Genomic DNA, 13,393 nt, shown 5'->3' with positions numbered 1-13,393 from the left:
GATGAGTTTTGCAACTACTTATTTTCGAATCCTATCCTCTGAGCGACTCAAAATGGGCAAATCACCTGTCTGGCTTCTGATTCTGCTTAGTCCATTGATCGCACTGCTTATCGGGCTGCTATCCACACCATCAGGTCAATGGAATGTGCTTATGGGTTCAATGGTCTTTCTTCACGGTTTGTTATTGCTGCCCATCCTGACCGGCGTATTTACCTCTTTCGTCTGTCGTTTCGAGCATGCGGGGGGAGGCTGGAAAAAAATGCTGGTGCTTCCGCTTACCCGTACGGGCGTATATGCAGGTAAACTGACCATCGTGATTTTGCTTCTGGCAGGCACACAATTGCTGCTGTTGGGATCCATCCTGCTGGCAGGTACGATCCAGGACATAACGGATCCCATCCCATGGGGATTCCTTACAGGTAAGCTGCTGCTGGGACTATTCGCTTGTGTGCCGCTCGCTGCTCTCCAAATGTTCGTTTCCTTGGTATGGAGCAGCTTTGCCGCACCGCTGGCATTGAATTTTGCATTGACCGTACCGAACATTCTGATCGTGAACTCGGCTACATTTGGCCCGTATTACCCTTGGGCGCAACCGATGATTCTAATGACACCGTTTGAAGGTGGGGGATTCGGAGCGTACAATGTTCCACTTGGGACCATGCTGGCAGTGGTCGGGGGGAGTGCAATTCTCTTCATTTTAATTGGAATTTTTTATTTTAGAAAAAAAGAAATTTAATTACAAAATATTACAATTAATTGTATAATGAATTCCTTTTGAGCAAACATAGACCTCAGTTATTGATGGTCTATGTCGCTTAAAGGGGATTTTTTTTGTCGTTTATATATGGTTTTGGTGAAGAGATTGTAAGCAAATTCGAACTGGAATCTGGTAAAATAAAAAAAGCTGTTTCTAGGAAGGCTTACATGGTTATTCGAGGGTAGGCCCATTTCGCCGGAAATTATATTTTTTGGTTGTTAGATGAAGATATAGGCTGAGAAAAGAGGGGTAAGCCTTGGATATTAATAAAACGGAAACCCTGAAGCGCATTATTTCTGAGGGAAGTTCTTACCAATCATTGTTTTTTAATCACCCAGATGCCATATATGTGATGGACATCCATGGAAATTATATTGATGCCAATCCCTCGATTGAGAGGATTTCAGGGTATACATTTGAAGAACTCCGTAACTTGAATCGAGATAGGATTTGCCCTCCCGAGAGTGAGGAGTCGCGTAAAGAATACATTCGTGAGGTGCTGGCTGGACATTCAGTCAGTAATTCGATCACGTTTTATCATAGAGACGGTTCTCTGAAGCAGGCCGAGATTACCTATGTCCCCATAACGGAAAAAGAAGAGATTGTGGGGATATACGGTATTGCTAGGGATGTAACCGAGATCGTAGAAGTGGAACGTAAATTGCATGAAACGCAGGAGAAATATCAGATGTTGGCTGACCATGCCCAGGATCTAATTACAACGAGTTCGATGGACGGCAAGCTGCTGTACGTTTCCCCTTCCGTCTATTCGTTGCTGGGATATCGTCCGGAAGAGGTGACAGGGAAGTTACTGAAGGATTACTGTTATCCTGGGGATTACCCTGAACTACTGGAGATGTCGTCGAGTGGGAATGGCTGCAAGATGCGGGTGCTTCATAAGAAGGGGCACTACATCTGGATGGAAACGCTGGCGAAGCCGGTGGCCGGAGAAGAGGGCAAGAATACTCAGATTGTCAGCGTCAGCCGGGATATTACCCAGCATAAAAATGCAGAGAGACGTCTTAGAGAGAGTCGTCAACGGTACAAATCTCTGTTTGAACATAATCCGGCAGCGGTATACTCGCTGAATCTCGAAGGCAAATATACGGCAGTGAACCGCAATCTGGTCAAAATGCTGGATGTACCTCGAAGCAAATTGATCGGGCAGTCCTTTCTTTCGCATTTGGATAAATGTGAAGTGCACGGCGGGCAAGCATATTTCGAACTGGTGAAGCAGGGGAAACCCCAACATTATGAAACGCGGATCGTGAATTCCAGTGGCCGGAAGGTAGATGTATCTATCATTAATGTTCCCATCATTGTGGATCAGGAACTCGTGGGTGTGTATGGGATCCTGTCTGATATTACGGAGCGTAAGGATTATACTGAGCAGATCCAGGAGCTTAGCAAACAGCATGCCCTGATTCTTAACTCGGTTACAGAGGGCATCTATGGACTGGACGCAGATGGCATCACCAGGTTTATGAATCCGGCTGCTGCTTCCATGTTCGGCTACGAAGCGGAAGAGTTTGTCGGCAAAAGCTCGCATCCTATCATTCATCATTCACGTGCAGACGGCAGCTATTTTCCAAAAATCGAATGTCCTATTCATATGACGGTGATGGATGGGCAGCGCCGTACAGTGAAGGAGGATGTGTTCTGGCGCAAAGACGGAACGAGCTTTCTGGTGGAATATCAGGTTACACCCATTATCGATGAAGGTCAGATTCGTGGCGCCGTTATCGTATTCAATGATGTGACTGGTGATCGCGAAATTGTGCGAGCCAAGGAAACCGCTGAACTTGCGGCACAGGCTAAGTCAGAATTCCTGTCCATGGTCAGTCATGAAATTCGCACACCAATGAATGGAATCGTAGGCATGACTGAATTGCTCATTGGAACGGATTTATCAGAGGAACAGCGAGAGTACGCCGAGATCATCCGTGAGAGCGGCGATGCACTCTTGAATATCCTGAATGATATCCTTGATTTCAGTAAATTGGAGTCCGGGAAAATGGCTTTGGCCTACGAACCGTTCTCGCTGCGCATCATGTTGGAACAGGTTGCAGAACTTTTCTCGTCTAAAGCGGAAGAGAAGCAGTTGAAGATCCGATATCGTCTCAATCCCGACATTCCTGAGTTTATGGTGGGCGATGCGATGCGTATTCGGCAAATTCTCGTCAATCTGGTGAGTAATGCCTTGAAGTTTACAGATCAGGGGAGCATTGATGTCACTGTGGATATCATTCGCGGCAGCAGACCGGAAACGAGTGTGCTGGACTTTGCTGTGAAGGATACGGGGATTGGTATTCCAGAAGATAAGCTGGATCAGTTGTTCCAGTCGTTCTCTCAACTGCATCCTGTCATTAACCGCAAATATGGCGGGACAGGTCTTGGATTGGTCATCTCGAAGCGGCTGGTGGAGATTATGGGTGGCAGTATCAGTGTGGAGAGTGAAGATGGAAAAGGATCAACCTTCCGCTTCGCTGTGCCTGCCACAAGTGTGGATGCGACTGCAGAGCAATCTGCACGTCAATTCAGCCATGATCGAACACGCCAGGGGGACAAGGTGGCGATGCGTATTCTCGTTGCCGAGGACCACCCGGTAAACCGAAAGATTTTGACAGAGTATCTGGAGAAGCTTGGTTACCAAGCAGATGTATGTACCAATGGCGTTGAAGCGATTGAAGCCATTTCGCAAAATGCCTATGATATTGTCCTGATGGATCTTCAGATGCCTGTTATGGATGGGCTCAAAGCGACAGACCTTGTACACCGATTAATTCCGCAGGAGCGTATTCCAGCTATTATAGCGGTAACCGGAAATGCCAAACGTGAAGACAAGGAAGCTTGTTTGGAAATTGGGATGCGTGACTTCATCAGCAAACCAATCATGTTAAGTGAATTAAAGCGGGTATTGCAGCAATGGGGTCCAGCAGATGAACCGCAGCTTGCACCAAGCTGAAAACCCGTACTCCCAAGGTGGATAAAACAAACACAAAAACGCCAATGACACTTCTGAATCAGGAGGTTATTGGCGTTTTTGTGTTTTTAATTATTTTGTTATGGGCCATCCTTGAATGGCTGAACCGGTCAAACCAGGGTAAGACGATTGATGTTGCCTGACAAAACTTCACAGGAACGCTCGAATTTCTCACGTTCAGATGCATCCAGATTCAATTCGATAATCTCCTGGATCCCATCCCCGCCAATAATGGCTGGAACACCTGCACAGACATTGCTCTGTCCATACTCACCATCGAGGATCGCGGAGACAGCAATGATCTTGTGTTCATCGTTGAGAATCGAACGGGTAATATGTGCGAGTGCGTTACCGATTCCGAATTGGGTGGAACCTTTACGAGTGAAAATTTCCCAACCGGCATCTTTCGTTTTGCGGGCGATATCTTCCAGGTCCAGATGTTTGAAGCGTTCCTTATGCTGCTCCATAATGTGCATAATCGGTTTACCTCCGATGGTGACATGCGACCATGCCACGAACTGGGATTCCCCATGCTCCCCGAGGGCATATCCGTGCACGCTGCGTGGATCGATGGAGAAGACTTCGGACAACAGCGTTTTGAGCCGGGATGAATCAATAGACGTACCTGTACCGATGACTCGTTCACGCGGAAGACCGGACAGCTTCCATACCATATAAGTTACTATGTCAACCGGATTGGCCGCGACGACAAAAATCCCCCGGAATCCGCTATTCATGATGGGAACAACGATATCTTTGGCGATGGACTCCGCTTCTTCCAGAATATCCAGACGAGTCTGACCTGGCTTTGGATTCGCTCCGGCAGTCAGGACAATGACGTCCATGCTGCCGCAATCTGCATAAGTGCCAGCGTATACCTTCGTGCGGTTATGTGTGAAATCCATGCAATGGGAAAAATCCAGCGCCTGTGCAACCGCGCGATCATACGTCCGGTCAACCATCATAATTTCTCTGCATATCGATTGATTAATCATGGAATACGCACAACTTGAACCGACAAGTCCCGCCCCGATCACCGCTACTTTACCTGATTTGCCTAACATTGCCGTTCAGCCCCCATTTACATTTGATTTATCCGTTCATAATGATACATATGTTAAGTATAGTCCTTTATTTTATGCGAATAACTGCTTCTACGTTACATAAGATAACACATAGAAAAGCTGTGCAGCAATGATTTCCTCTGTCGCGGGAGCGTATTGGAGCAATGGAGTTAACAAAATTGACATGAATAATCCATATTCATAAAAATTGACGGCGTTTGCACTAACGAATTTCGACATGACAGCATTCATGCTCTTTGTCGGATGAAGGGTTATTTTTACGAATGAGGCAACTGACAAAAGTTCTTATGAATCCGCAGAAACAGAAGAAAAGCGCCAAAGGGATCTGCAAAGAGACTGACGAATACATACGGACAAGCAAATGAAAAATGCGTACTTGATCTATGAGACAGGTTGACCCGATCCGATGACAGTTCCAGAAGGGAACGCTGAAGCCACTACCTTGTATCAAAAAGACTTCATTCCGGGAGGGAATAATAATGATTGAAGAAGTGGGAGCAACGACGGAAACGGCCAAGAGCCTGGGTATTGGTGCCAGTACTCTTCGTAAATATGCGGCAGCGCTTGAGGAACAAGGATATCGATTCGAGCGTTCCGCCAACAAATCCCGATTGTTCAAGTCAGACGATATCGAGTGCATCGAACGACTGATGACAGAACTTAGGGAGCATAACTTGCCACTTGCGGATGCTGTGGTGACCGTACTGACTCCAGAAGTGCCTGTGATGGTAATGGAGGAGGCCTCAGAGACGGAATGTGCGGCAACGGTGATGCCCGCTATATTTCCTGAGGGACCTGAACCAACTGAAGCATTGAGATCTTATGAAGGTCTGGGACAACTGGTGAGTGAAGTGACATACGGTGCTGTCGGACAGCAGGACGATCAGGTACAACTGCTGCAGCATCGGGTGGACGAACTGGAGTTAACGCTGCAGCATCTGGCGGATACCCATCTTGCTCTCCAGGAGCAGATGGAGAAGCAGCGTCTTTGGATGAATGAGAAGCTGGAAGAAGAGCGGGACCGTGAACTGGTCACCAATCTGCGCAGCTTTCAGGGAAGAAAACGCAAACCCAAAGGAACATCGCTCCGAATGTTGTTGGGGCTGCTGCCCAAAAAGCACAAAGAAGCCTGAGAACTCGGCCCATGCTCGTCGTGATTTTACACAGATAGCTTGATATAATGAGCCCATACAACAACAAGACTGGCTGCTGATCTGCTCTGCTTAATCGGATAACAAGAGATCAGATGGCTAGCGTGGGAGGATCTGTGGAGCTGCGACGAAGCTGGCAAAGACTGCTCGGCCTATGGACTGATCGTCCCCGGCGGAAAGGTACGAAGATCGCCGGACGTTATACGATATATGACTTGCTCGGCATGGGGAGTTATGGACTGACATACCTGTGTACCGATGAACAGACCGACAAGGATGTGGCGTTAAAAGAATCCAAACCCAGCAAAGGTAGACTCGCTGTACGGTTGCTGGACAGGGAGGCGGCTGTGGTGAATCGGATGGATCATCCGGCCATCCCTAAGTTGCTGGATGTGTTCACTTACCGTGCACGTAGCTACATTGTCACCGAGTATATCCTTGGGGAGACACTGGAACAGTGCATATTCGAGCAAGGCCACAAATATACGGAACAGGAATGTCTGGAGCTAGTAAGGCAATTACTGGCTCCCATTATGCATGTTCATGAGCAGGGATTTATTCATGGGGATGTGCGTATTCCAAATGTCATTTTACGAGACGGGCAGGTGCATTTGATTGATTTTGGCCTGGCGCGGCGCATGGGGGAGCCGTTGTTGCCTGAGCTAAAACGCCGGATGCGTGAATTACCCGATCCTGAAGATGAACTGGCTGCACCTGACCAGGATTTGCAGGATCTCGGTCATTTTCTTTTGTTCATGCTGTATTCCGCTTACGAGCCAGAGAAGGGCCGCAAACCGGCCAGCTGGCAGGAAGAACTCAAGCTCACGCCGGAAGTTCGCCACATGTTGGAACGGCTGCTTGGACTTCGTCCAGGCTATGAAGGCGATGGGCTGGAATTACAGGCGGATATTGAGCGTGTGCTGAAGAAATTGCGATAAAGAAATAAATAAGGGGTGTTTTGCTAACCGTGAGGACGGTTGGCGGAACACCCCTTTCAATACATATATCATGATTAGCATCAGTCTAGCTAGTGCGAAAATTTCTGTTTGAAATATTAGTATCAGCTTAGCTGGAGCTGTATTTCCTGCTTTTATAATAACCGGAGCCGTGGCGGCTATCCCGACGCTTCGCATCCGAAGATGAATAGCGTTGATAGGCACGCTTGCCTGAGGAACTGCTGTGACGTTTATATGAGTGTCTATCCGATGAGCTGTTACGCCTATGATGAGATGAAGATTTAGAATCGAGGAGTTTGCCGATAATCTTTTTGAACATGAAAGTTCATCCTTTCGTCTTCAACCGTTTTAAGCATATACGGGGCTTCGTTGGACGGGTTTCGGATTTTTTTAAGGGGTATTGTATTTATTGGACAGGGGCGAGGCGTATAATAGAATGTTGAAGATTACACGGAATTTTTTATTTTGAGCAATTCGCGTTACAATAGAAGACAGGATGAGATTTTAACGGACAGGAGTAGTTGTAATGATTACGTTAAAGACCAAAGAACAAATCGAACTTATGAAGAAGGCCGGAGAAATTCTAGCCGCATGCCATAGAGAAATCGCCGGAATGATCCGTCCAGGGATCACGACACAGGAAATTGATCAGTTTGCAGAAGCTTTTATGAAGAAAAATGGCGCTACGCCGGAACAAAAGGGATACAACGGGTACCAATATGCGACATGTGCGTCGGTTAATGATGTGATCTGTCATGGATTTCCGGGGAAATATGTACTGCAGGATGGAGACATCGTTACGATTGATATGGTCGTGAATCTGAACGGCTGGCTGGCCGATTCCGCGTGGTCGTATGCAGTGGGTCAGGTGACTCCAGAAGCACAACATCTATTGGACGTTACCAAAACATCTCTCTACAAAGGGATTGAACTGGCTGTGATTGGCAACCGGATCGGTGATATCTCCAATGCGATTCAGACGTATGCGGAAGGTGAAGGTTTATCGGTTGTCCGTGAATTTATCGGTCACGGAATCGGCGAGAAAATGCATGAGGAACCACAGGTGCCTCACTACGGCCCACCACACCGCGGTCCACGTCTCAAGGAAGGCATGGTTATTACGATTGAGCCAATGCTGAACATTGGTACGTATCGTAGCAAGCTGGACTCGGATGGTTGGACAGCACGTACTCAGGATGGAAGCCTGTCGGCCCAATATGAGCATACGATTGCTATTACAGCGGATGGCCCTGTCATTCTGACTGCTCAATAATGGCTCCCGATGTCTCCAATGTGATGATATTTGCATATTTCAAGGCGGCCCACGTTTGTGATCCGCCTGTTTCGGTTTAAACTATTTAGAGGCGATACACATAGAGCCGGTGGTGAATGATATCAGCTGACAGAGGGTTAACCCCTGTCCACTGGCAAGAAGGAGGTCATTTTGGTGTCTGAAAATAAACAGATCGTACTTGCGTCTCGTCCCGAAGGTGCCCCATCCAGAGAAGACTTTAAATTCATTGATGCACCGCTTCCTGAACCGGATGCAGGACAAGTCCTGGTACGTACGCTATATTTGTCTGTAGATCCATACATGCGGGGCCGCATGAAAGATACAAAATCCTATGCTCCCCCCTATGCGTTGAATGAAGTGATCAAGGGCGGAACGATTGGGCAAGTGGTGGAGTCTTCGGAACCCAATCTGCGCAAAGGGGATTTGGTATCCGGCATGTGGGGCTGGCAGCAGTATGCAGCCGTAAATACGGGAGATATTTCCTTGATTGATACAGAAGAGGCTCCAATTACGGCTTACCTGGGTGCGCTTGGCATGACCGGTTTGACCGCTTATTTTGGCATGGAAGACATCGGTAAGCCAAAGGATGGCGAAACGGTGGTTGTATCGGGAGCTGCCGGAGCAGTAGGTATGATTGCGGGCCAGATCGCCAAGATTGTAGGTGCGCGTGTAATCGGAATTGCAGGTTCTGACGAAAAATGTGCTTATCTGAAAGAAAAACTGGGATTCGATGTGGTGTTAAACTATAAGCACGAAGAGGATATGTCTGCTGCCATTGAACGGGCTTGCCCGGCTGGTGTAGACGTTTATTTCGACAATGTTGGCGGTGAAATCTCCGATGCGGTACTACGCCATATTAATCGGAATGCACGTATTCCACTCTGTGGACAAATTTCGTCATATAATCTGGAGAAACCGGATATCGGCATGCGCCCGCAGACGTTACTGTTAACCAATACAGCGTTGATGAAAGGTTTCCTGGTGGGTGACTATGCCAAGTCCTTTAAGGAAGGCCGAGCCAGACTAGCAAAATGGATCAAGGAAGGCCACATTCAGTTTGAAGAAAACATTGTGGAAGGTTTTGACCAGACGCCTGAAGCATTTATGGGCCTCTTCTCTGGAGATAACCTGGGCAAACAGCTTGTAAAGGTTGCGGACCCCGAATAAAAATAGAATCCTTTAAACAAATGCCCGAACAGGAAAAGACACGTTCCGCACGGTGAAGTGCACGAACGTGTCTTTTAAGTTGTTAGGAAGTTGCGATGGTTCTAAGATTCCGCAGCAACAACTTCCTTATAGTGCTTGTACATATATACCCGCCAGCGTACGATCATGCCAAAGGCCAGAAGGAAGAACAGTCCACCGGTTTGAGGAATGCTCACATAACGCTGAATGACTTCATGCAGGATTAGACGTATTGCCAGCAATCCAAGCAGAATGAACGCGAAGCTTCGTGAACGGGTGGCAAAAATTTCTTCATTAACTCGTTCAAAGCGAGTACTGCGAATGAGGGGATACGAGAATATAAACCAGCCCACCAACAGCGCGATAAGTGCCCATAGAAGCGGAACATGTGTCTCAGGTACAACAAACATGAGAAAACCCGTACTCATTCCCAACGGAGGAATAAGTATTTTGGGAATGGTTACCGGACGGTGGCTGGCTTTCATTCGAATAAAAATGGCAAGCAGGGCCATGACGAGCATACCCAGAGTTGCACCGATCTGAAGGTAAGACGGACTGATTTGAGCCACGTAAAACTCCCTCTTTCTGGAATAATATGTTATCCGGACATCCGGAACATGATGCGAATTACCGGAATTTTCTGTTTCTATTATATCACAAACGAAGAAAGCCGATAGAATGCTTAGTGTATCATTTACCCGGATTGTATATAGAGGGTTCATTTGAAAAATTTGTATTATTGTACCCAGTGTGAGGCGGTTTATTCGAGTAAGGGGAATTCAGGAAGTGGAATAGCGCAGCATGATCGAAATCCAGTCTATGGATGGATGAGGATGGGATTAATTCTTATTTCATTTAGGTTTAATTGATAGGGCTGATTCTGTTGAGTAGGACGATTCTTCTGATCCTGGGCATGTGGTTATAAGTTGTGGACGTTATATTCCGTATTCACGGACTGCAGCGGGTGGAGGGATATGGGAAGAAGGACAGTAAAAACGATAAGGGGTAATAGGGGTAATATACCGATCACAGTAATACCTTGGAACAGAGCAAGGAGGAATACGCTTCATGAATAGAAATCACAGGCCGCTCACGGTATGGACATTGGCTTGCCTGACCGTGGTATCAGTGGTCCTGGTTATCCCCTGGATTTTGTGGCAATCACAGGCACCGACACCGCTTAACATCATGATTGTTGACAAAAGTAAACCGGACTTGTCCTATGTGGGGCATAAGGGACTAGTCTGGATTCTGAATCAGCAGAAGATTGTCCAACAGACAGGGGAACATTATACGTATGAAGAAGACTACTACGGATATGATATACAGAACGGAATCTCCCGGATTGAGCGGAAATTGCCGGATGAGGTGACCGACACAGACCTGATCTATCTGACGGCGAATCATCATATTTCATCTACAGATAGGAATGAACGTATACAAGGCAAAGCTTATGAAGGTCTTACGATATATGATGCGCACAAAATTCGTGAAGCGGCAACCAAAGGCGTAACGATTGTCGCTGAGTTCAGCGCCTTGTCGAATGCTGTTTCGAACATGACAAGAGAGCAATTGTATCCGATTCTGGGCATGAAAAGCAGCGGATGGCAGGGGAGATCGGTATCGGATCTGCAGAGCTTGGATGAAGTGCCACAGAGGGTACGAATGAACTATGAGCTTAGGGAGAAAAAGGAGTGGCCCTATCATGGAGCAGGTATTGTATTGGTTCATGAGGATGGACGGGTGATTGTACTGAAGCAAGGCCGGGATGTAAAGACCGGTGACATAAAGCTCTCCTTTACACAGGAAGGTGGGAAATGGAGTGGAATTACCCGGGATATCCATTACAGCGAATGGTTTGACATCATTGTGCCTGAACAAAAGGCTACTGTACTGGCCTGGTATAAGACGGATCTAACGGAGAATGGTCAGCAGAAACTGATGGACGCAGGTATTCCGGTGGAATTCGCTGCTCTTATCCGGCATGAGGGATATAATCGGACGTATTATATGGCAGGATCTTTCGGAGAGCTGGAGCATTATTCGTTCTGGCGCCGTATCAAGGGGTGGGATGTGGTAAAAACGAGGCTCACACCGGATCAAAAGGGCGTTCCGGATCGGTTTTACTGGAAAGTATACGTACCCCTGATGAAGAAGATTCTGCAGGAAGTCCAGACAGGGCAAGCACCCTGGCAATAGAAAAACCGTTCCTTCGGTAGTGGGACGGTAGGATACATAAGGAGGGCTGCAGATGAACTGCAGCCCTCTTCCATTTGGCATCAAGATATATCGGGTTTTATGAATGAAGATGTTGCAAACCATTCAGGAAAGCGGCCACGGACAGCTGCAGGCTCTCATCCGGGTCAAAGTTCATACCGAAGCCACCTTTTTCACCCATGGAGGCGAAGCCGTGGCAAAGACTGCGTAAACCGCGAACGGCATGGAGCGTTTCCGCTTCACTTAGCGTATAGGGTTGCAACAGGCGGAGCAGCAGATCTAGGGCAGCTGTACTCTCCACAACGAGCTGCGCTTCCTGACGGTCCGGGGCGTGGAAGAAGGCTTCGTATAGCCCGGGATGCTTGCGGACGAAGCCGATATATGCGGCAGCGACCTCCTGAATGGCTTCGTCACCCGAACGGCCGACCGAAGCCTCAGTTAATGCACGCCTGAGCTGCTGTGAAGACATCAACGCCAATTCCTGGCGAAGCCCGGGAAGACCGTTGATGTGGTTATAAAGCGACGGGGAGCGCACATCCAGCCGCTGGGCCAGAGCGGCCAGTGTTAGCGAATGGAATCCGTCGCTGTCGGCAAGCTGGGCGGCGGCGCTTAACAGTGCGCCGCGATCCAGCCCTTGGCGGGGGCTCACAGATGCCCCCCGGCAGGGCGCAGCCGCTGCTCTGCGTCTGCCGTAGCTGCACGCATGGCCGCGGCGGGCTGACGCAGCATTCGTCCGTGCCCTACAGCGAGCACGGACGGCTCCAGCTCAGCCAGGCGCTTGGCGCTGGCAAGAGCAAGTTCACGGTTCCACGTCGCTAGCGCGGGGAACGGAAAGAGCGGGCGCAGGCGGCCGGATACGGCGAGGCCACCGTGCAGCTGATACGCGTCGCCAGCGATGAGCACGCGGCTGCGCGTATCCATGAAGGCCATATGGCCCGGCGTATGGCCTGGAGTAGCAATGGCGACCAGGGATCCGATCCGGTCGCCGTCATCGAGCAAGCGGTCCGGTTGGGTGCGGATCGCTTTGGGTATACTGCCGCGTACCGGAGTCTGCGGCTCGCCGGGAAGCAGGGAGGCGTCTCCGGCCAGCAGCGGAGCATCTCTTCTGGAGATGCAGACCTCGGCTTTAGGCAGCGCATCCTTAAGACCATCCAGTGCACCAACATGGTCGCCATGGGCGTGAGTCAGAATGATTCTGGTAATCGGTTTACCCAGGGATTGTGCAGTAGACAGAATCCCCTTCAGACTGAATGGCATTCCGGCATCAATAAGGGTAAACCCATCTTTTTCTTCAACAAGATATACATTCACAGGGAAGAGGCGTGGAAGGAATGAAACTTGGACAACATCATGCTCACGTGTAATTCGCATCATTGAATCCTCCTTAAAACTAATGTTGTTAGTAATATAACTAATGTCATTAGTTTTTGCAATACCCCATGTTGATTTGCTAAAAAAATAGGATATTTTAAAATCCCAAAACACTTTACAAAAAAAGCGTTTTCAAAATAGGAATAACCGATTATAATAATCTCGTAAGCCCTTTCATATGTCTATCTTATTGGAGCCTTTCGCGAAGCGAATGGCTCACTTTTTTGTTCTGTTCGCTTAAAACACGGATGGATCTCAAGCTTTTTACTTAGCCAATGAAGGGCCTGTATATACTGGTATGACAGGGGATATCGGGTTTTCTAACCCCTAAGTTGAGAGTGTTGACAAACATAACTGTTATTCCTATAATAACAGTTATACTTACCTTGGATTG

The 13,393-nt window shown here is 48.1% G+C and carries 11 protein-coding genes; 7 read left to right on the top strand and 4 right to left on the bottom strand.

The genetic code is table 11. From position 1 onward, the window contains the following. Window position 1 precedes the first annotated feature (1 nt). Entirely contained in the window at window positions 2-736 is a 735-nt protein-coding gene (locus G3352_RS19775) for an ABC transporter permease (RefSeq protein WP_163759059.1), read from the top strand. Window positions 737-1,013: 277 nt separating this feature from the next. Continuing rightward, the gene (locus tag G3352_RS19770; protein ID WP_163759057.1) at window positions 1,014-3,722 is read left to right on the top strand and encodes a PAS domain-containing hybrid sensor histidine kinase/response regulator; all 2,709 of its coding nucleotides are present in this window, start codon (window positions 1,014-1,016) and stop codon (window positions 3,720-3,722) included. Between the two features lie 128 nt (window positions 3,723-3,850). Here G3352_RS19770 and G3352_RS19765 read toward each other — a convergent pair whose 3' ends face one another. Then, window positions 3,851-4,804 (bottom strand): L-lactate dehydrogenase, encoded by a 954-nt coding sequence (locus tag G3352_RS19765; RefSeq protein ID WP_064642616.1) that lies wholly within the window; start codon window positions 4,802-4,804, stop codon window positions 3,851-3,853. A 500-nt stretch (window positions 4,805-5,304) separates the two neighbouring features. On the opposite strand from G3352_RS19765, the gene G3352_RS19760 reads away from it, so the two are divergent. From G3352_RS19760 to G3352_RS19745, 4 genes are all read left to right on the top strand, one after another. After that, window positions 5,305-5,958, top strand: coding sequence for a MerR family transcriptional regulator (locus tag G3352_RS19760; protein WP_163759055.1), 654 nt, complete (start codon window positions 5,305-5,307; stop codon window positions 5,956-5,958). A 113-nt stretch (window positions 5,959-6,071) separates the two neighbouring features. Further along, on the top strand, window positions 6,072-6,914 hold the full coding sequence (locus G3352_RS19755; RefSeq protein ID WP_163759053.1) for a serine/threonine protein kinase: 843 nt from the start codon (window positions 6,072-6,074) through the stop codon (window positions 6,912-6,914). Between the two features lie 544 nt (window positions 6,915-7,458). Beyond that, on the top strand, window positions 7,459-8,205 hold the full coding sequence (gene map / locus G3352_RS19750; RefSeq protein ID WP_063566201.1) for a type I methionyl aminopeptidase: 747 nt from the start codon (window positions 7,459-7,461) through the stop codon (window positions 8,203-8,205). Between the two features lie 174 nt (window positions 8,206-8,379). Continuing rightward, the gene (locus G3352_RS19745; protein ID WP_163759051.1) at window positions 8,380-9,393 is read left to right on the top strand and encodes a zinc-binding dehydrogenase; all 1,014 of its coding nucleotides are present in this window, start codon (window positions 8,380-8,382) and stop codon (window positions 9,391-9,393) included. A gap of 101 nt (window positions 9,394-9,494) precedes the next feature. Here G3352_RS19745 and G3352_RS19740 read toward each other — a convergent pair whose 3' ends face one another. After that, window positions 9,495-9,980, bottom strand: a complete 486-nt coding sequence (locus G3352_RS19740) for a CcdC family protein (RefSeq protein WP_345940782.1) — start codon at window positions 9,978-9,980, stop codon at window positions 9,495-9,497. Window positions 9,981-10,479: 499 nt separating this feature from the next. On the opposite strand from G3352_RS19740, the gene G3352_RS19735 reads away from it, so the two are divergent. Beyond that, window positions 10,480-11,610, top strand: a complete 1,131-nt coding sequence (locus G3352_RS19735) for a hypothetical protein (protein ID WP_163759049.1) — start codon at window positions 10,480-10,482, stop codon at window positions 11,608-11,610. Between the two features lie 97 nt (window positions 11,611-11,707). Here G3352_RS19735 and G3352_RS19730 read toward each other — a convergent pair whose 3' ends face one another. Both G3352_RS19730 and G3352_RS19725 read right to left on the bottom strand, forming a co-directional pair. Further along, window positions 11,708-12,277, bottom strand: coding sequence for a WHG domain-containing protein (locus tag G3352_RS19730; protein ID WP_163759047.1), 570 nt, complete (start codon window positions 12,275-12,277; stop codon window positions 11,708-11,710). Further along, window positions 12,274-12,999 (bottom strand): MBL fold metallo-hydrolase, encoded by a 726-nt coding sequence (locus G3352_RS19725; RefSeq protein WP_205524957.1) that lies wholly within the window; start codon window positions 12,997-12,999, stop codon window positions 12,274-12,276. The genes G3352_RS19730 and G3352_RS19725 overlap by 4 nt, the downstream gene beginning before the upstream one ends. Window positions 13,000-13,393 lie beyond the last annotated feature (394 nt).

This window comes from Paenibacillus sp. ALJ109b, from assembly GCF_010747435.1.
Taxonomy (GTDB): Bacteria; Bacillota; Bacilli; order Paenibacillales; family Paenibacillaceae; genus Paenibacillus; species Paenibacillus taichungensis.
The sequence above is the reverse complement of the archived record's forward strand: the minus strand, read 5'-3'. Positions and strand labels throughout refer to the sequence as shown.

Coding starts and splice junctions, on each gene's coding strand:
- G3352_RS19735 (WP_163759049.1), top strand. CDS start 10,480: ATGAATAGAAATCACAGGCCGCTCACGGTATGGACATTGGCTTGCCTG.
- G3352_RS19765 (WP_064642616.1), bottom strand. CDS start 4,804: ATGTTAGGCAAATCAGGTAAAGTAGCGGTGATCGGGGCGGGACTTGTC.
- map (WP_063566201.1), top strand. CDS start 7,459: ATGATTACGTTAAAGACCAAAGAACAAATCGAACTTATGAAGAAGGCC.
- G3352_RS19755 (WP_163759053.1), top strand. CDS start 6,072: ATGGCTAGCGTGGGAGGATCTGTGGAGCTGCGACGAAGCTGGCAAAGA.
- G3352_RS19725 (WP_205524957.1), bottom strand. CDS start 12,999: ATGCGAATTACACGTGAGCATGATGTTGTCCAAGTTTCATTCCTTCCA.
- G3352_RS19775 (WP_163759059.1), top strand. CDS start 2: ATGAGTTTTGCAACTACTTATTTTCGAATCCTATCCTCTGAGCGACTC.
- G3352_RS19760 (WP_163759055.1), top strand. CDS start 5,305: ATGATTGAAGAAGTGGGAGCAACGACGGAAACGGCCAAGAGCCTGGGT.